This is a genomic window from Streptomyces sp. NRRL B-1140, from assembly GCF_001280065.1.
Lineage (GTDB): Bacteria > Actinomycetota > Actinomycetes > Streptomycetales > Streptomycetaceae > Streptomyces.
In genome coordinates this window covers 91,723-109,348 of record NZ_LGEA01000114.1, presented here as the reverse complement: position 1 = coordinate 109,348, position 17,626 = coordinate 91,723, and the positions used below count along the sequence as shown (strand labels likewise).

General features: G+C 71.7%; 16 protein-coding genes. 9 read left to right on the top strand and 7 right to left on the bottom strand.

Translation table 11 applies throughout. The features are described 5' to 3' along the window. Positions 1–84: 84 nt before the first annotated feature. The 3 genes from ADK65_RS26545 to ADK65_RS26535 are packed head-to-tail and all read left to right on the top strand — an operon-like array spanning position 85 to position 3,616. The gene (locus tag ADK65_RS26545) at positions 85–996 is read left to right on the top strand and encodes a carbohydrate ABC transporter permease (RefSeq protein ID WP_053673371.1); all 912 of its coding nucleotides are present in this window, start codon (positions 85–87) and stop codon (positions 994–996) included. Further along, complete coding sequence (locus tag ADK65_RS26540) at positions 993–1,895, top strand: carbohydrate ABC transporter permease (RefSeq protein ID WP_053673369.1); 903 nt, start codon at positions 993–995, stop codon at positions 1,893–1,895. Before ADK65_RS26545 ends, ADK65_RS26540 begins: the two co-directional genes overlap by 4 nt. A 2-nt stretch (positions 1,896–1,897) precedes the next feature. Next, positions 1,898–3,616: a hypothetical protein gene (locus tag ADK65_RS26535; protein WP_053673367.1), complete on the top strand. Its 1,719-nt coding sequence runs from the start codon at positions 1,898–1,900 to the stop codon at positions 3,614–3,616. 189 nt (positions 3,617–3,805) lie between these two features. Here the strand turns inward: ADK65_RS26535 and ADK65_RS26530 are convergent, their stop codons facing one another. Next, positions 3,806–4,315, bottom strand: coding sequence for a GNAT family N-acetyltransferase (locus ADK65_RS26530; protein WP_053673757.1), 510 nt, complete (start codon positions 4,313–4,315; stop codon positions 3,806–3,808). 307 nt (positions 4,316–4,622) lie between these two features. Continuing rightward, the gene (locus ADK65_RS26525) at positions 4,623–5,279 is read right to left on the bottom strand and encodes a nucleoside/nucleotide kinase family protein (RefSeq protein WP_053673365.1); all 657 of its coding nucleotides are present in this window, start codon (positions 5,277–5,279) and stop codon (positions 4,623–4,625) included. Positions 5,280–5,392: 113 nt separating this feature from the next. Between ADK65_RS26525 and ADK65_RS26520 the strand changes: the two genes are divergently transcribed. The 5 genes from ADK65_RS26520 (at position 5,393) to ADK65_RS26500 (ending at position 12,305) form a co-directional block, all read left to right on the top strand. Beyond that, positions 5,393–6,130 carry an HAD family hydrolase gene (locus ADK65_RS26520; protein ID WP_053673363.1) on the top strand — a complete coding sequence of 246 codons (738 nt, stop codon included), beginning with the start codon at positions 5,393–5,395 and terminating at the stop codon, positions 6,128–6,130. Beyond that, positions 6,127–8,481, top strand: a complete 2,355-nt coding sequence (locus tag ADK65_RS26515; RefSeq protein ID WP_053673361.1) for a glycoside hydrolase family 65 protein — start codon at positions 6,127–6,129, stop codon at positions 8,479–8,481. The genes ADK65_RS26520 and ADK65_RS26515 overlap by 4 nt, the downstream gene beginning before the upstream one ends. A gap of 103 nt (positions 8,482–8,584) precedes the next feature. After that, a complete protein-coding gene (locus tag ADK65_RS26510) occupies positions 8,585–10,063 on the top strand; it encodes a hypothetical protein (protein WP_053673359.1) in 1,479 nt (492 codons plus the stop codon). A 74-nt stretch (positions 10,064–10,137) separates the two neighbouring features. Beyond that, positions 10,138–10,986 (top strand): proteasome subunit beta, encoded by an 849-nt coding sequence (prcB, locus tag ADK65_RS26505; protein WP_053673357.1) that lies wholly within the window; start codon positions 10,138–10,140, stop codon positions 10,984–10,986. Positions 10,987–11,144: 158 nt separating this feature from the next. Continuing rightward, positions 11,145–12,305 (top strand): HoxN/HupN/NixA family nickel/cobalt transporter, encoded by a 1,161-nt coding sequence (locus ADK65_RS26500; protein ID WP_078956152.1) that lies wholly within the window; start codon positions 11,145–11,147, stop codon positions 12,303–12,305. On the opposite strand, the gene ADK65_RS26495 is transcribed toward ADK65_RS26500, so the two are convergent. From ADK65_RS26495 to ADK65_RS26485, 3 genes are read right to left on the bottom strand one after another with little or no spacing between them, the layout of a single operon-like run. Continuing rightward, entirely contained in the window at positions 12,295–12,477 is a 183-nt protein-coding gene (locus ADK65_RS26495; protein ID WP_159038833.1) for a hypothetical protein, read from the bottom strand. The two genes, ADK65_RS26500 and ADK65_RS26495, sit on opposite strands and share 11 nt — an antisense overlap. A 36-nt stretch (positions 12,478–12,513) precedes the next feature. After that, complete coding sequence (locus ADK65_RS26490; RefSeq protein ID WP_053673351.1) at positions 12,514–13,482, bottom strand: hypothetical protein; 969 nt, start codon at positions 13,480–13,482, stop codon at positions 12,514–12,516. A gap of 11 nt (positions 13,483–13,493) precedes the next feature. Then, positions 13,494–14,963 carry an APC family permease gene (locus ADK65_RS26485; protein ID WP_053673349.1) on the bottom strand — a complete coding sequence of 490 codons (1,470 nt, stop codon included), beginning with the start codon at positions 14,961–14,963 and terminating at the stop codon, positions 13,494–13,496. 409 nt (positions 14,964–15,372) lie between these two features. Between ADK65_RS26485 and ADK65_RS26480 the strand changes: the two genes are divergently transcribed. Continuing rightward, positions 15,373–15,864: a DUF5709 domain-containing protein gene (locus ADK65_RS26480; RefSeq protein ID WP_053673756.1), complete on the top strand. Its 492-nt coding sequence runs from the start codon at positions 15,373–15,375 to the stop codon at positions 15,862–15,864. A 111-nt stretch (positions 15,865–15,975) separates the two neighbouring features. Here ADK65_RS26480 and ADK65_RS26475 read toward each other — a convergent pair whose 3' ends face one another. Both ADK65_RS26475 and ADK65_RS26470 read right to left on the bottom strand, forming a co-directional pair. Beyond that, positions 15,976–16,182 carry a hypothetical protein gene (locus ADK65_RS26475; RefSeq protein ID WP_053673347.1) on the bottom strand — a complete coding sequence of 69 codons (207 nt, stop codon included), beginning with the start codon at positions 16,180–16,182 and terminating at the stop codon, positions 15,976–15,978. 127 nt (positions 16,183–16,309) lie between these two features. Next, positions 16,310–17,422, bottom strand: coding sequence for a PP2C family protein-serine/threonine phosphatase (locus ADK65_RS26470; RefSeq protein ID WP_053673345.1), 1,113 nt, complete (start codon positions 17,420–17,422; stop codon positions 16,310–16,312). Positions 17,423–17,626: the final 204 nt, after the last annotated feature.

Sequence of the window (17,626 nt, the reverse complement as noted above, 5' to 3'; positions counted from 1 at the left end):
GCCCGGCCCTGGACACGCTCCCCGATCCCGGGCTCATGGCGTGAGCCCACCTGCAATCCCTTCCACCAGCACGGAGTCAGGAAGATGACCACACACGCCTCGGCCGTGTCCGCGAGCCCGCCCAGGAAACGCAGTAAGTACACCCTTGCGCCGCTCGTCCTCATCGCGGCCAACGTCGTGCTCTTCGCGCTGTTCTTCGTCTGGCCTGCGGTGATCGGGCTTGTCTACTCCTTCACGAACTACACGGGCGTGGGGGTGTTCCAGTGGGTCGGACTGGACAACTACCACAACCTGTTCGGGGACTCCACGTTCTACGACGCGCTGACAAGGACCCTCCTCTACACCGTCCTGTTCGTCCCGCTGAACTTCGCGCTGTCACTGCTCGCCGCAAATCTGGTGGTGAGCAAGCACGCCAAGGGCTCGTCGCTCGCCCGCGTCATCTTCTTCATCCCGTGGCTGCTGTCGCCCATCGTCGTGGGCGTCCTGTGGCGGTGGATGTTCGGAGAGAACTTCGGACTGGTCAACTACGTCATCGAGAAGCTCGGCGGCGGCGCCGTTCCGTGGCAGTCGAACGCGGACCTGTCACTGCTCGTCGTGGTCATGGCGGCGTCCTGGATGTGGACCGGCTTCACGATGCTGCTGTTCATCGCGGCGATCAAGAACGTACCGGTGTCGTACTACGAGGCGGCCTCGCTCGATGGCGCCGGTCCGTGGCGCCAGTTCATCAGCATCACCCTGCCGAGCATCGCGCCCACCTCGTTCATCGTCATTCTGCTCAACACGATCAACGCGATGAAGGAATACCCGGTGTTCGTCGCCCTCAACAACGGCGGACCCGGATCGTCGAACAACCTGCTCGTCCAGTACATCTACGAGACCGGCTTCAAGCGGGGCCAGATCGGCTACGCGAGCGCCGCGTCCTTCGTGCTCATGCTCATCCTGATGGCCGTCGCGATCATCCAGCTGATCGTCAACCGGCGGGTGGAGAACCGATGACTACCACAGACATGCCACGCCCGCTCGACGCCGACGCCAAACAGCCCGCTCCCCGGCAGAGCCCCCGCAGTGCGGGCCGCGGTGGGATCCGGCGGGCGGTGCCCGCGACGACACTGCTGTGGATCCTGGCCTTCCTCTACGGGTTCCCGGTGCTGTGGTTCATCCTCAGTGCCTTCAAGCCGGCCAGCGACCTGTTCTCCTATCCGCTGACACTCATCCCGCACAACCCCACCCTGTCGGGCTTCGAGGCGGCGTGGGACAGCGCCAACTTCTCCCAGTACTTCATCAACACGGCCATCGTGTGTGTGATCACGACGATCCTCACGGTGGGAGTCAGCTGCTGCACCGGCTACGCGCTGGCCAAGTACGACAACAAGTGGCTCAAGGCCTTCTTCCTCTGCATCCTGGCCACCACGATGCTGCCGGGCGAGGTCATGCTCGCCCCGGAGTTCCTCGTGGTCCGCAATCTCGGTCTCTACAACTCGTTCGCCGGCATCATCCTCCCGGCCGTGCTCACCGCGACCGGATGCTTCATGTTCCGCCAGTTCTTCCTTACGGTGCCCGACGAACTCGTCGAAGCCGCGCGCATCGACGGCGCCCGCGAACTGGCGATCTTCGCGCGGATCATGGTGCCGCTCTCCCGGCCCATCATGCTGACCCTCGCCATCCTGTCGTTCCAGTGGCGGTGGAACGACTACATCTGGCCGCTGCTGATGCTCAACGACCCCAACAAGTTCACCGTGCAGATCGGCATCCAGAGCATCGTCGGCGCCCAGAACATCAACTGGTCGGTCCTGCTCGGCGCATCGGTCATCTCGATGATCCCGCTGATCGCCGTCTTCCTGGTCTTCCAGCGCTACGTCATGGGCGCCGACATCAACGCCGGACTGAAGGACTGACCTTGCCCACCCCGCTCGACCACGAGTTCGTCCGCGCGGTCGCCCGCGCCGCCGACCGATCGGCCGCCCCGCTGGCGGACCGCCCCGACGACGAACCGGCCGGCTTGCCCCACCGCGCCCTGGCCCGCCGGGTGAAGACCCTGGTCGCGGCCTACCGGTCTCCGGACTCGGCCCTGCACGGCAGCGGGCAGGCCGTCGCCGCCGCGACCACCCACCTGCGCGCCCTGCAGGCCGCGCAGACGGTCACCGGCCTCTTCGCAGGCGGCGACAACGTGCAGTCCCCGCCGGACTCCGCGTTCACCGTCAACGACGTGTGCGACGCCCACGTCCTCGCCGCCGGAGGCGGGCCGGAACTGCGCGAGGTCACGGCCGCGCTCGCCGAGATCGCCGGCGCCGCCTCCAGCAGCCTCCTGACCGGTGGGGTGCACACCCCCAACCACCGCTGGGAGCTGTGCGCGGCGCTGGCCCGGCTGCACCGGTCGTTCCCCGACCAGCGGCTCCTCGACCGCATCGGGGAGTGGCTCTCCGAGGGCGTCGACATCGACGCCGAGGGCCTGTACTCGGAACGCAGCGCCAACTACGCGGCCCATGTGTCCAACCCGTCGCTGCTGCTGCTGGCCGGTGTCCTCGGCCGTACCGACCTGCTGGACGCCGTCGAACGCAACCTCACCACCACCCTGGACCTCCTCAGGCCGGACGGCACGGTGGAGACCGTCCACTCGCGCCGGCAGGACCAGAACGAACCGTTCCCGCTGGCGCCCTACCTGCCGCACTACCGGCTGCTCGCGATCCGCACCGGCCGGGGGGACTTCAGCCACGCCGCGACGCTGGCAGCCGCCGGCGGCATCGACGACCCCGACCTCCTCGCCGAGACCCTCCTCACTCCGGACCTGTGCCGCGTCCTGCCGGCACCGGCCGCACAGGCCCTTCCGCGTCACCGGTACCTCACCACCGCGCGCCTCGCCGCACACGCCTCGGCCACCGCGCACACGGTGGTGTACGGCGGCTCCGACGTGCCCGGGCACCGGCGCATCCGCTCGGGCCTCGCCTGCAACCCCACCTTCCTGCGCCTGTTCGCGGGCGACGCGGTCCTGGACGCGGTCCGCCTCTCGCGGGGCTTCTTCGACCTGGGCCCGTTCCGCGCCGCCGACATGCAACGGCCCGCCGACCACCGGTACCTGCTGACCGAAACCCTCACGGCCGCCTACTACCAGCCGCTCCCGCCGGGCGAACGCCGGGACGACGCCGCCTACCGGATGGCGGACGAGGGACGCTTCTCGGCCGCGATGGCCTTCGCGGACCGGCCCCGCGACGAGGTCTCCCACACGACCAGCGTCGAGGTCGACCTGCGGGAGGACGGTGCCGACCTGCGCATCGACATCAGCGGGCCACGGGTGCCCTGGGCCCTGGAACTGACCTTCCGGCCGGGCGGCGTGCCCGAGGGCGCCGCACCGCTCGGGGACGGGCGCTGGTGCCTGGCGGGCGGGCCGGTGACCTACCGGGCCGGTGCCGACGAGATCCGGATCGAGGCGGACGTCCAGGCAGGTGAACCGCTGGCCGGGCCCGAGCGGAGCGAGGTACTGCGGTACGACCCGGGGCAGGACTACACCGTGGTGGGCGGCACCGACGCGACGACCGGGAACCGTCTCTACCTCGGCGGACTCGGCCCGCACACACTGACCCTCGCCCTGCGCGCCCGTCGGACCGTACCGGTCATGTGACCCCGAAGGTCCACACCACGGGCGGGCGCCCGGCCATCCGGGCCGCGAGGTCGCGCACCCGCCCGGCGACCACCCCGGGCCGGACGGGGCGCCGACACCCAAGTCCTCGTCGTCCAGGGCGGCGCGAGGCGCGCCGGCACGCCGTGGGTCTCGATCACCTCGGTCACAGGGGATGCACGCGCATCTCCCCTACGCGCCGGCGGACGCGACGCCGACGGCCGGGGCCCGGGCGGCGAGTTCGGCGAGCGGGGCGCCACTGAGCCGGCACACCTTCCACTCGTCCAGCAGCTCCGCCCCGAGCGACGTGTAGAACTCGACGGCCGGCGTGTTCCAGTCCAGGACCCACCACTCGAAGCGGTCGTACCCGTTGCGCCGGCAGGTCGCGGCCAGAGCCGCGAGGAGGGCCTTGCCGTGCCCTGCGCCGCGGGCCTGCGGGCGGATGTACAGGTCCTCCAGATGCATGCCGCGCGTGCCCGTCCAGGTGGAGAAGCGCGGGAACCACAAGGCGTAGCCCATGGCCTCGCCCGTGTCGTCGTCCTCGGCGATCGACGCGAAGGCGGCCGGGTGCTCGCCGAACAGTGCCGCACGCAGCTGCTCCTCGGTGGCCACGGCCTGTTCCGCGGCCCGTTCGTACGCGGCGAGTTCGCGGATCATCGCGCGGATCTCGGGGATGTCGTTCACGGTGGCGTCCCTGATCATGCCGTCGATCATGCCTCATCACGGCAGTCCGGGAAACGGGTTGTCCGATCAGGCGGGCCCGGTGATTCTGTCGATGTTGCTGACATCCGTCGCCGCGTTCGTCGGCGCAGCGTTCCTGATCGCCATGGCTCCGGCCCGAGCACGGTAGTGATCCTGCGCCGGCCGGCGGTGGCGCCCGCGGCCGCTACTTCGGTGTCCCTGCGGCGTGCGCTCCGACAGGGCCTGGTCACCGACGCCGCCAACCCGAAAGGCGGGCTTGTTCGCCGTCTCGTCAGGGCGGCCGCTCATACCGGGGCGGGCGATGCGTTCACGCCTCCACGCGGGGGAGCGCGGACTGCGGCACCACCAGGTCAGCCCGCGCCCGGGTCGTCGCGACCAGCTCGGCGTTGCGCTCGTCCGAGCGGCGCACCCACGCCACCGCCTCCTCGTGGCTCTTGCCGAACTGTTCGTGCCGGGCGACCAGTCGCTGGATCCGCTCCGGCTCCGGCAACTCACAGAACCACACCTCGTCGAGCCGCGGCAGGACCCTGGCCCAGGCACCGGTGTCCAGGAGCAGGTAATTGCCCTCCGTCACGATGAGCCGGGCCGTGGGCGGGATGGGGATCATGCCCGCGATGGGCTGCTCCAGGACCCGTTCAAAGCCGGGTGCGTACACGGTGTCGTCGTCCGTCTCTTCGCGCAGCCGCCGCAGCAGGTCCGCGTACCCGGCCGCGTCGAACGTGTCGGGCGCTCCCTTGCGGTCCCGGCGGCCGAGGCGCTCCAGTTCGGCGTCGGCGAGGTGGAAGCCGTCCATGGGGACATGCGCGACCCAGGGCTCACCGTTGCCGTTCAGCTCCCGCACCAGATGCTCGGCGAGCGTCGACTTGCCCGCCCCGGGACTGCCCGCGATCCCGAGGATCGCGCGCCGGCCGCCCCGGGGGAGGGCCCGGGCGCGCTGGAGGAGGTCGTCGAAGGTGAGCGGCACAGGGAGAGTCTGTCACCCGGTGCCGGGTTCCGGCGCCGGGCGCCCCCCTCGCGCCCACGGCGTGTGGCGTGCGCCACTCACTGGAACATCTCCGCGAGGGGAACCGGTCCTGTATGACGCAGCTCGGTCTTCCCGAAAGCATCCATGCCTGTCTGTTCGACCTCGACGGTGTCGTCACCAAGACGGCCGTCGTGCACGCGGCCGCCTGGAAGGAGATGTTCGACGCCTTCCTGCGCGAGCGTGACGGCGCGGATTTCCGGCCGTTCGAGGCGGCGGACTACGACGAGTACGTCGACGGGCGGCCACGCGCCGACGGGGTGCGCACCTTCCTCGCCTCCCGCGGCATCGACCTGCCCGACGGCGACCCCGACGACCCACCCGGCGCCGAAACCGTGCACGGCCTCGGCAACCGCAAGAACGAGCTCGTCCTCGAGAAGATCCGCACCGAGGGCGTCGAGGCCTACGACGGCACCCTGCGCTATCTGGAGGCCGTCCGCGCGCACGGGCTCAGCACCGCGATCGTCTCCTCCAGCGCCAACTGCCGTGACGTGCTCCGCTCGATCGGCGCCGAGCACTTCTTCGACGTCCGCATCGACGGCGTCGTCGCCGCCGAGCGCAAGCTGCCCGGCAAGCCGCAGCCCGACACGTTCCTGGCCGCCGCCGAGGACCTCGGCGTCCAGCCCTCCGAAGCGGCCGTCTTCGAGGACGCCCTGGCCGGCATGGACGCGGGCCGCGCGGGGCGCTTCGGCTACGTCGTCGGAGTCGACCGGGTCGGGCAGACCGACGCCCTGTACCGGCACGGCGCCGACATCGTGGTGCGGGACCTCGCCGAACTGGGGGAGACGAAGTGATCGCACAGCGGGCGTACAACGTCGAGCCCTGGACCGTGCGCGAGACGGAACTCAACCTCGACGTCCTGGCGCAGAGCGAGTCCGTGTTCGCCCTGTCCAACGGCCACGTCGGCTGGCGCGGCAACCTCGACGAGGGCGAACCCCACGGCCTGCCCGGCTCCTACCTCAACGGCGTCCACGAACTGCACCCGCTGCCGTACGCCGAGGCCGGCTACGGCTATCCCGAGTCCGGTCAGACCTCCATCAACGTCACCAACGGCAAGGTGCTGCGCCTGCTCGTCGACGACGAGCCGTTCGACCTGCGCTACGGGCGGCTCGTCACCCACGAGCGGACCCTCGACCTGCGGCGGGGCGTCCTGGAGCGGGTCTGCGAATGGACCTCACCGGCCGGCTCGACCGTCCGGGTGCGCTCCACCCGCCTGGTGTCCCTCACCCAGCGCGCGATAGCCGCCGTGGCGTACGAGGTGGAGCCCGTCGACAGCCGGACCCGCGTGGTCGTCCAGTCGGAACTCGTCGCCAACGAGAGCCTGCCCGAGCCGGACGGCGACCCGCGGGCCGCCAAGGCACTGAAGTCGCCGCTGGAGCCGGAGGAGGACCTGGCCGAGGGCAGCAGGCTGCGCCTGGTCCACCGCACCCGCCGCAGTGGCCTGAGGGTCGCCGTGGCCGCCGACCACACCGTCGACGGGCCCGAACGGACCACCACGAGCAGCGAGTCCAACGTGGACGTGGCCCGGCTGACCATCACCTCCGTCCTGGAGCCGGGGGAGCGGCTGCGCGTGGAGAAGCTGGTCGCGCACGGCTGGTCCGGTGTGCGCTCCCGGCCCGCGATGAGCGACCAGGTCGAGGCGGCCCTCGCCGCGGCCGGGCACAGCGGCTGGCAGGGACTCCTGGAGGACCAGCGGGCCTACCTCGACGGCTTCTGGGCGCGCGCCGACGTCGAGATCGACGGCGACGAGGAGATCCAGCAGGCCGTCCGCTTCGCCCTCTTCCACGTTCTCCAGGCGGGTGCCCGTGCCGAGCAGCGCGCCATCCCCGCCAAGGGACTCACCGGCTCCGGCTACGACGGCCACGCCTTCTGGGACACCGAGGCGTTCGTGCTGCCGCTGCTGACCTACACCGCGCCGAAGTCCGCCGCCGAGGCCCTGCGCTGGCGCCTGGACACGCTGCCCGCCGCCCGGGAACGCGCCGCCCAGCTCGGCCTCGACGGCGCCGCGTTCCCCTGGCGCACCATCGAGGGCTCGGAGGGCTCCGCGTACTGGCCGGCCGGCACGGCCGCCTTCCACGTGGGCGCCGACATCGCCGACGCCGTCGTGCGGTACGTGGCCGTCACCGGCGACGAGACCTTCGAACGCGAGGTCGGCGTGGAGCTGCTGGTGGAGACGGCCCGCCTGTGGCGCTCCCTCGGCCACCACGACGACCGGGGCGTCTTCCACATCGACGGCGTCACCGGACCGGACGAGTACAGCGCCATCGCCGACGACAACACGTACACCAACCTCATGGCCCGGGCGAACCTGCTGGCCGCCGCCGACGCGTGCAAGCGTCATCCCGACGAGGCCGCGCGGCTCGGCGCCGACGAGGAGGAGATGGCCGCCTGGCGGGACGCCGCCGAGGCCATGAACGTCCCCTACAACGACGAACTCGGCGTGCACGAGCAGCACTCCGGCTTCACCCGCTACCAGCGCTGGGGCTTCGACCGCACCGGCCCCGACCAGTACCCCCTGATGCTGCACTTCCCCTACTTCGACCTGTACCGCAAGCAGGTCATCAAGCAGGCGGACCTGGTACTGGCGATGTACACCTGCGGTGCCTTCTTCGAGGAGTACTTCGACGAGGAGCAGATCGCCCGCAACTTCGCCTACTACGAGCCGCTGACCGTCCGCGACTCCTCCCTGTCCGCCTGCGTCCAGGCCGTCATGGCAGCCCGCTCCGGGCACCTCGACCTGGCCGCCGACTACACGGCCGAAGCGGCGCTGATGGATCTCGGCGACCTGGAGCACAACACCCGCGACGGACTGCACATCGCCTCGCTGGCCGGCACCTGGATGGCGCTGGTCGCCGGGTTCGGCGGCATGCGGTGCAGCGACGGCGCCCTGCGGTTCGCGCCCCGCCTGCCCGAGCGGTACAGCCGGCTCGCCTTCACGGTGGGCTTCCTCGACCGGTGCCTGCGCGTGGAACTGACCGCCGACCAGGCCACCTACACCCTGAACTCCGGCATGCCCCTGACCATCCGGCACCACGGCACCGAGCTCACGGTGAGTGAGGACGCCCCCGTTTCCCGGCCGATCCCCGAGCTGACCCACCGCCCGGCCCCGAGCCAACCCCCGCACCGGGCCCCGCACACCCGCTGACCCGCGCCCCGGGTCAGGCACTTGGCCGAGTTCCGCCCTGCACCTGCCCGCCCCGCGGGTTAGCTTGATCGTGTTTTCCGATCATCGGGGTAAGGGGCGGAACATGCCTGATGGCGCGAACGCCATCCTCGTCCGCAGGCGAAGACGCGCACAGGCGGCCGGGCCGCGCGCCGCCTTTGAAGCGAGCGGCAACCGGCCGCTCGCCGTCCTGGCCGCGGTCTTCGTCCTCGCGCAGCTCGTCCTCGTCCGGCCCGTCCTGGGCCTCGGCTGGGACGAGATCGTCTACGTCAGCCAGGTCACCTCCCACCACCCCGCGGCCTTCTTCAGCGCCCCCCGCTCCCGCGGCGTCTCGCTGCTGGTCGCGCCCGTCGCGTCCTGGTCCTCGTCCGTCCCGCTGCTGCGCGTCTACCTCGCCCTGCTGTCCGGCCTCGCCCTGTACGTGGCTCTGCGTTCCTGGCGGGGCCTGTTCCCGGCCCGCGTCCTGGTCGTCGGCGGTGCCCTCTTCGCCTCGCTGTGGATGACCCTCTTCTACGGCCCGCAGGCCATGCCCAACTACTGGGTCGCGATCGGCGCCCTGATCAGCGTCGGCTGCTTCCTCCGCGCGCGGGCCGGGCGTTCCTCTCCGGCGGTCCTGTGGGGCCTCGGGGCCGGCGCCGCCCTCATGGCGTGGATGCGTCCCACCGACGCGGCCTACGTGGCCGTGCCGCTGCTCGTCCTCGCCCTGGTGCGCCGGCACCGGCGCATGCTCCTCGTCCTTTTGGCAGGCCTCGCGGCGGGCGCCGTGCCCTGGGTGATCGAGGCGTACGCGAGCTACGGCGGGCTGGGCGAGCGGCTGGCGGAGGCCTCCCGGATCCAGGGCGGAATGGGCTGGCAGATCGCCGTCGACGACCAGCTGCGCAGCCTGGGCGGACGGGCCCTGTGCCGGCCGTGCACCGGGTCGATGCCCAGCCCCTTGGTCATCGCCTGGTGGTTCGCCCTGCCCGTCCTGGCCGGTCTCGGACTGACCGTCGCGGCCCGGGCCCGGCGCCTGGAGCGGTCCCTCGTCCCGCTGGCCTGTGCGGCCATGGCGGCGCTGCCGTACCTCTTCATGATCGGCTACGCGGCGCCCCGCTTCCTCCAGCCCGCCTACGCGCTGCTCGCGATCCCGGTCGCCGACGCCCTGTGGCACCTGGTCGGAACGCCGGGCGGAGCATGGCGCCCGGTGACCGCCCCGCTCGTCGCGCTCGCCCTGGCCGGGCATCTCGCGGCGCAGCTCGCCGTGCTGGACGGCGCCGTCTCCCGCAACGCCGAGAGCCGCCGTGACTGGGGCCGCACCGCCGACGCCCTGCACCGGCTCGGTGTCCGCACCCCCTGTCTGCTCACCGGCCACGAGGCCATCCCGATCGGCTACTACACCGGCTGCTCCTCGGGTGCGACGTCCGGGAACAACGAGAACACCACCGCGGCGGAGATCCTGCACACCGCCGAGCGTCGCCCGGTCGCCCACCTGGCACGGGCCGGCGGCAGGCCACCCCGCTACGCGCGGTCCTGGCCCGTCCACCGGATCTCGGACCTCGACGTCCGCGTGGCACCGCGCCGTTGATTCCCTGACCGCGTTTCCCGTCCGCCCGACTCAGGTAGGAGTCGTGTTGACGGTCACGATCGAGGGGGAACGGCATGGCGGCGGGCGACCACGAGGGCAGACTGGGCGAAGAGTTCTTCACCCCGGGCTGTTCGTCCTTCACCGACTTCCTGGCGGCGCACCGCCCCGAGTTGCTGAGCACCCGCCGTGTCCTGCCGCACGGCGTCCGCGCCGAGGGCGCCCCGCACGGCACGACCGTGCTGGCCCTCACCTACCGGGACGGCGTACTGATCGCGGGCGACCGGCGGGCGACGATGGGCAACCTGATCGCCCAGCGCGACCTGGAGAAGGTGCACCCCGCGGACGACCACTGCGCGGTCGCCTTCGCGGGCACGGTCGGGCTCGCGGTGGACCTGGTGAGGCTGTACCAGGTCGAACTGGCGCACTTCGAGAAGATCGAGGGCATCCCCATGACCCTCGCCGCGAAGGCGACCCGGCTGGCCGCCATGATCCGCAACAACCTGGGCCAGGCCATGCAGGGCCTCGCGGTCGTCCCGCTGCTCGCCGGCTACGACCCCACGGCCCCCGAGGGGCGGCAGGGCCGCATCTTCTCCTTCGACGTCGCCGGCGGCCGCTACGAGAAGTCCGGCTTCCACGCCGAGGGCTCCGGATCGCCCTATGCGCGGGGCGCGCTGAAGAAGCTGTACCGCCCGGGCATGTCCCGCCGCGAGGCGGCTCTGGCGGCCCTGCAGGCGCTGTACGACGCGGCGGACGACGACTCGGCGACCGGCGGCCCCGACCTCACCCGCCGCATCTACCCGATCGTCTCGGTCATCACCGAGGACGGCTTCGAGCGGCTGGCCGAGGCGGAGACGGAGCAGCTCAGCAGAGAGATGGTCGAGCAACGGCACAGCCGCCCGGACGGACCGAACGCCGAGATCTGACACCCGGCCGGCCCGGCTGCCCGGCGCCGGTCCGGCGGAATTTTCGGTTCCATGGACAAGACCTGTCACGGGCTTTACTGCACATCACTTGCAGGTACAGAAGGATGGCACGAGGCTGTTCACCGCAGCCGTCCGTCCGACAGAAAGACCTCCCCCCGATGACGGCCGCCCCTGGGTCCACTCCGCGCCTCCCCGCCCCGGCCCCCGCCCGACGCACGGCCCGGCGCCGCGTCCGCATCTCCATGACGCGGCGGGAGTGGACCAGGGCCGGGGGGATGGCGGCCTTCATCCTGGCCCTGCACGTGATCGGCTGGTTCACCCTCGTCGCGATCGTCGCCCCGGAGCACCACGCCATCGGATCGCAGAGCTTCGGCATCGGCATCGGCGTCACCGCGTACACGCTCGGCATGCGGCACGCCTTCGACGCCGACCACATCGCCGCCATCGACAACACCACCCGCAAGCTGATGGGAGAGGGGCAGCGGCCCCTGTCCGTGGGCTTCTGGTTCTCCCTCGGCCACTCCAGCGTCGTCTTCGCCCTGGCCTTCCTGCTCACCCTCGGCGTGAAGACCCTGGCCGGGCCGGTCCGTGACGACGGCTCCGCCCTGCACGACGTCACCGGCCTGATCGGCACGGCCGTCTCCGGCACGTTCCTGTACCTCATCGCGGCCGTCAACCTCGTCGTCCTGGCCGGCATCTGGAAGGTGTTCCGCGCCATGCGCTCGGGCCGCTACGACGAGGCCGCCCTGGAGGAGCAGCTGAACAACCGCGGGTTCATGAACCGCCTGCTGGGCCGCGTCATGAAGTCGGTTTCCAGGCCCTGGCACATGTATCCGCTGGGCCTGCTGTTCGGCCTCGGCTTCGACACCGCCACCGAGATCGCCCTGCTCGTCCTGGCCGGCTCCGGCGCCGCCTCCGGACTGCCCTGGTACGCGATCCTTTGTCTGCCCGTCCTGTTCGCGGCGGGCATGTGCCTGCTCGACACCGTCGACGGCTCGTTCATGAACTTCGCCTACGGCTGGGCCTTCTCCAAGCCCGTCCGCAAGGTCTACTACAACCTCACCATCACCGGCCTGTCCGTCGCCGTGGCCCTGCTCATCGGCACCGTCGAACTCCTCGGCCTCCTCGCCGGACGGCTCGGCCTGCACGGCCCCTTCTGGGACCGGGTCTCCGGCCTCGACCTCAACGTCCTCGGCTACGTCGTCGTCGCCCTGTTCTTCGCCACCTGGGTGGTGGCGCTCGTGGTGTGGAGGGCCGGACGCATCGAGGAGAAATGGTCGGGGGACCTGGCGGGGCCGGAGGGCGGCGTCAGTCCATGACGGCCATGGCATAGGCGAGCGCGAGGATCACCGCAAGGCCGGCGGCGGCCACGGCGAGCACGACCGCGCCGAACAGACACGTCACCACTGACATCCCTGTCCAGGCGACCCGGCGGGCGCGTGCGGCCTCCCTGGCCACGTCGCCGTCCTCGTACCAGCCGTTCTCAGCCATCACGCCCCTCCCGGCCGGGAGCATACAGTCGGCCGCTCACGCCCCCAGCCGCAGCTCCTTGCGCCACTTGGTGATCTGTTTCTCGGCGTCACCCGTGTACGACCAGGGCGTGCGCGTCGCGCGGGGTCCCAGCATGCCCAGCAGGACACCCGCGATGTCCGTGGCGCCGGCGGAGCAGGCCGCGTGGGCAAGGTAGTTGAAGTCGCGGAGCTCACCGGGAGCGATCCCGGTCTCCCTCCGGCCCATGACCCAGCGCTGCCAGGTCCGCCGCAGGTCGCTCGCCGCGCCGTCGTGGCTCCAGTGCTGGGACAGGCCCACGGCGGAGTGCCTGCCCTGCGCCGCGTCCAGGGCGAAGCGGTACTCCTCGACCCGGGCGTACTGCACCAGCACCGGCAGCGGACAGCCGGGCGGCGCCACTCCGGCCGCGTCCCGGGCGAAGTCGTACATCAGGCCGTGCGTGCCGTGCCAGCGCGCCGAGTAGTAGTGCAGCACCTGCAGGTGCCCCTCGACGCTGTGGGGGTCCCGGCCGTGCAACTCGTCCCACCAGCGCCCCAGTTCCTGCCGGCGCACGCCCTGCGGGTACAGGCGCGCCACCGAGATCAGCGACACCCACGGCGTCGGGTCCTCCGGGTGTGCCTCCGCCGCCGTCAGGCAGGCCAGCACCGCGGCGTCCACGCGGTGCTGGTCGATCGGCACGCCCCGCCCCGCGGCGATGGCGACGTTGAAGGTGCGGGCGGTCTCCGTGGCCGCCCGCAGCACCAGCGCGTCGGCGCTGTGCGGGTCGGCCGAGAGCCAGGACTCCACCGTCGAACTGCCCGCGCACACCTGTGCGAGCTGCCGGATCCGGTGCCCCCTGGCCGTCCAGTCGCGGCCGGTGGCGGCCAGCAGGTCCCGCGGCCCCTGCCAGCGGCCGATCACGACGTCCTGGCGGGCGGAGGTGAGGTCGGTGTCCCCGCAGTCGGGGTCGAAGTCGGGAGTGAAGCCGCGTCTGAACCCGAGTGCCATGGCCTGCCCCCTCAGAAGTCGGTGGACAGACCCTCGTGGACCCGCGCGTGGGCGTCCAGTTCGTCGGGGACGTAATCCGTCTCGACCGCCCGCGAGGCGTCCAGCTTCGCGGGCCGGTAGTAGTCGCTGCCCTGCCTCCAGTACCAGAGCATCGGGACGAGCCCGACCGCGAGCCCGCCGATGCCGATCGAGATCGCGGCGCGGCTCAGTTCTCCCAGCGACTCCACGAACACCCAGAACATGAACAGGGCACCGCACAGCGGCCACAGGCCGCCGAAGAGGAAGTTGGCCGGGGACTTCAGCAGCATCTTCCGGTAGGCGACGACCACCGCGAGCCCCGCGAGACCGTAGTAGACGGCGATCTGCAGGCCGATCGCCGAGATGGCGTCGGAGAGGATGTCGCCCACCGAGCCCAGGGCGTTGGAGGCGATGAACATCGCCAGCGCCACGGACCCGACCACCACGATGGCCACCCACGGCGTGTTCCAGCGGCGGTGCACCCGGCCCAGCGCCGACGGCATCGTACCGTCGCGGCCCATCGCGAACAGCGAGCGCGTCACCTGGATCAGCGTCGTCTCCAGGGTGGCGATGGTGGACAGCATCACGGCCACGATGAGCAGCTTGCCGCCCCAGCCCGGCCAGATCTCCTCGCCGAGCACCGCCAGCACGTTCGCGTCGTTCTCCTCGATCTGCTTCGAGGTGAGGATGACGTTGACCGCGATGGTGAACACCTCGAACAGCAGGAACACGATGCCCACCCCGATCAGGCCCGCCAGGCCCGTCGTACGGCGGCTGTTGCGGGTCTCCTCGCTGAGGTTGCTGGTGACGTCCCAGCCCCAGTAGTAGAACGCCGCGATGAGCGCGCCCGAGGCGAAGCCCGCCATGCCGTCGAAATGCGAGAAGCCGAGCCAGGACCAGTCGAAGGCGCGGGCATGGCCGGTGTGGAAGAAGGCGAGCACCGCGAACAGTGCCAGGACGGCCAGCTCGACACCGGACATGACCAGCTGGGCGCGGACCGTGAGCCGGGCGCCGCCGAGCACCACGCCCAGCATGATGAGGAACCAGCCCGCGCCGACCACCGTGGACAGCGCGGTGTTGTCGGCGAGACCTTCGTCGAAGAGCGCCAGCGTCATCGAACCCGCGGGCAGCGAACCGGCCACCATGAAGATCGTCGCCGAGATCACCAGCGCCCAGCCGCTGATGAAGCCGAGGAAGGGGTGGAGCGTGCGTCCCACCCACGAGTAGCTGGCGCCCGCGTTGACGTCGATCCGGCCGAGGTAGCTGAACGCCAGCGCGATGCCCAGCATGGGTATCGCGCAGTACAGCAGGGCGGCCGGACTCGCCAGCCCCACCGCGGCGACCAGCACGGCCGTGGTCGCCGCCAGTGAATACGCCGGGGCGCTGCCCGCGACCGCCATCACCACGGTGTCGAACGTGCTGAGGACATTGGCCTGCAGTCCTCTGCCCCTGCTGTAGCTCATGGATGCGCTGCTTTCGCTTGTGCGCGACCGGAGGCGGGCAGGCCGTTCCGGAGGCGTTGGGGGGTGGGGGTGAAGCTCGCCGCCGGATGGAGGAAAGGGGTGGCCTCGGTCCCGGTGGCGTGAGAAGGGGTGGCGGATACCCGTGCTGCCGCCGCGTCGACAGCCGGTCACACCGTGTGTGCGAGTGATGATAGTCCTACTGATTGAGCTTTCAAGATTGACTGGTGGGTAATGTCCGGTGCCTCACGCGGATTTAACTTCCTGTTGGTCCCCGCGAGGTTCGGGCACTGCCGGCGCCGGCCGGCGTCCGCCGAGGTTAGAGCCCGCGTAACGGGAAACGCGGAACGGACAGGCGAGACGAACGAGCCGAGAAGTGGACAGGAAGGCAGGAGTGATGGGCACGGAACCGATGCGCCCCGAACCGATGGCGGACGACGCGTACCAGCCCACCGGTACCAACGAGGAGCAGGAGGACGCCGCGCCGCTGGACCTGCAGGACGCCGTCGACGAACGGACGTACGACGACACGCTCGACGAGGGCTACTCCCCGCCGGAGAAGCCCTTGGGCGTCACCAAGCGCGGCACCACCGCGGCCGAGCAGCACGAGGGCGAGAGCCTCGACGAACGGCTGGCCCAGGAGGTCCCCGACGTGTCCGCCGAGCCCGCCGGGGACGGTGTGGGGGACACCCCCGACGGCGACGGCGAACCGGTGGACCCCGAGGCGGGCACCGCCCGCGCGGGCCGCCTGGTCGCCCCCGACGAGGGCGCCCACCCCGACACCACCAAGGAGACCGTCGCCTCCGACGTCGGCATCGACGGCGGGGCGGCCGGCGCGGAGGAGGCCGCCGTGCACGTGGTGGAGGACGACAGCGCACTGCCCGAGGACGACGGCGGCGTGTGACCCGCCCTCCGGCGTGCGGTCGCCGGCACACATGGGGCCACCGGGCCCGTGACGCCGAGCGTCACGGGCCCGGTGGCTCTCCGCGTGCCGAGGGCGCCGACAGGAGGATGGCTAGGGCAGCAGCTTCTCCAGGGCGGCAGGTCCCTCCGCCGCCAGCTTGCGCTTGGCCCACTCGAGGGTGTGCGGGTTGAGGTCCTTGCCCGAGGCGAGGACGAGGTCCTCCGGCGACACGTCGGTGCCGGTGCGGGCGTGGAGCAGGCGGTCCGGGGTGGCGCGGTCCTCGGACGGCCGGGAAGCGGCAGGCTCTGACGTCGACATGTTCTCTGCTCCTAGGGTCCGGATCGCTGGGGCGGCCCCGGTGCTGAAAAACCGGTCCGATATCACCATTCCCCGCCCGAGCGCGGCGTGCATCCGGAGAGCGCGGCCCCGCCGCCGGCCGCCGATGTCAGGAGGACCCGCCCGCGCCGCCGCGCGTACGCGGCGCGAGCACCAGCATCGTGACGTCGTCCTGCACGTCCGGGCAGTGCCGCACGAGGTCGGTCCACACCCGCTCCGCCAGCGCGACCGGATCCTCGGCGGCGAGGCCCGGCAGCCGTTCGGCCAGGGGATAGAAGACCCCGTGCGTGTCCCTGGCCTCGGTCACCCCGTCGGAGGCGAGGAAGAGCCGGTCACCGGCCCTCAGCGGAACCGAGACGACCCGGGGCGGAGCCGCCTCGGCGAGACCGAGACCCAGCGGTGTGCACGGCTCGACGTCCAGCTCCACGGCCCTGCCGTCCCGCAGCAGCAGCGGCCCGGCCTGCCCGCACGCCACGATCCGCACCAACCCGGCGTCGGCGGAGAAATCGAGCAGCACCGCCGTGGCGAACAGCTCGGCGTGCGGATCGCCCGCGGAGTCCACCGCCAGCCTCCGGTCGAGCCGGGCCGCCACCGCCTCCGGGTCCGGCTGGTCCAGCACCGCCTCCCGGAAGGCGCCCAGCAGCGAGGCGACCGTGGCCACGGCCGACAGCCCGTGCCCCTGCACATCACCCATGACCGCCCGTACGCCGTAGGGGCCCGCCCGTACGTCGAAGAAGTCACCGCCGACCAGCGTCCCGCGCTGCGCGGCCCGGTACAGCCCCGCGCACCGCACCGGCCCGACCCGGTCCGGCAGCGGCGGCACCACGGCCCGCTGCGCGACCTCGGCGACGGCCCGCTCGGTGACCAGCTGGGCATCCCGCCGGGATCGGACGTACGACAGCAGCACACTCAGCACCGAGACGAAGCACACGGTCAGCAGGTCGGTGCTGCCGGGATCGTCGAGGTTGAAGACGGGCACGGTCAGCACGACCACCACCAGCGCGCCGAGCACCGCCGTCGCCACCGGACCGTGCGCCAGCACGGCCAGCGGCGGGATGGCCCCCAGCAGGAAGCCGATGTCGAGCGGCTCCGGGGCGATCAGCTCCGCCAGGCAGACGCCCGCCAGCAGCGCCGACGGCAGCACCCGGGCCCACAGGGGCGGGGGTGCGCCGCGCAGCCAGCCACGCCGGTCCGAGTCCCGGCGCGCTGGCCGGCCGCGCACACTGCTCACACCACCACGCTGCTACGGCCGACCGGCCGCCGCACCCGGGACCGCACCGCCGCGGGCCGCCGGGTGGCCACCTCTCGGGGGTGACGGCCGCCGCCCGGCCGCCCTCTCGAGCGGTCGTCGAGACGTGCCTGAAATCGGTGGACCTCCCGCCCGAAGACCCCGTAGCGTGTGCCGCGCCACGCCCCGAGACCTGTG

Excerpts from the sequence above, each read along its gene's own strand:
- prcB (WP_053673357.1), top strand. The coding sequence starts at position 10,138 with ATGGCGGCGGGCGACCACGAGGGCAGACTGGGCGAAGAGTTCTTCACC.
- ADK65_RS26530 (WP_053673757.1), bottom strand. The coding sequence starts at position 4,315 with ATGATCAGGGACGCCACCGTGAACGACATCCCCGAGATCCGCGCGATG.
- ADK65_RS26490 (WP_053673351.1), bottom strand. The coding sequence starts at position 13,482 with ATGGCACTCGGGTTCAGACGCGGCTTCACTCCCGACTTCGACCCCGAC.
- ADK65_RS26510 (WP_053673359.1), top strand. The coding sequence starts at position 8,585 with ATGCCTGATGGCGCGAACGCCATCCTCGTCCGCAGGCGAAGACGCGCA.
- ADK65_RS26500 (WP_078956152.1), top strand. The coding sequence starts at position 11,145 with ATGACGGCCGCCCCTGGGTCCACTCCGCGCCTCCCCGCCCCGGCCCCC.
- ADK65_RS26540 (WP_053673369.1), top strand. The coding sequence starts at position 993 with ATGACTACCACAGACATGCCACGCCCGCTCGACGCCGACGCCAAACAG.
- ADK65_RS26495 (WP_159038833.1), bottom strand. The coding sequence starts at position 12,477 with ATGGCTGAGAACGGCTGGTACGAGGACGGCGACGTGGCCAGGGAGGCC.
- ADK65_RS26485 (WP_053673349.1), bottom strand. The coding sequence starts at position 14,963 with ATGAGCTACAGCAGGGGCAGAGGACTGCAGGCCAATGTCCTCAGCACG.
- ADK65_RS26545 (WP_053673371.1), top strand. The coding sequence starts at position 85 with ATGACCACACACGCCTCGGCCGTGTCCGCGAGCCCGCCCAGGAAACGC.
- ADK65_RS26475 (WP_053673347.1), bottom strand. The coding sequence starts at position 16,182 with ATGTCGACGTCAGAGCCTGCCGCTTCCCGGCCGTCCGAGGACCGCGCC.
- ADK65_RS26520 (WP_053673363.1), top strand. The coding sequence starts at position 5,393 with ATGACGCAGCTCGGTCTTCCCGAAAGCATCCATGCCTGTCTGTTCGAC.
- ADK65_RS26480 (WP_053673756.1), top strand. The coding sequence starts at position 15,373 with ATGCGCCCCGAACCGATGGCGGACGACGCGTACCAGCCCACCGGTACC.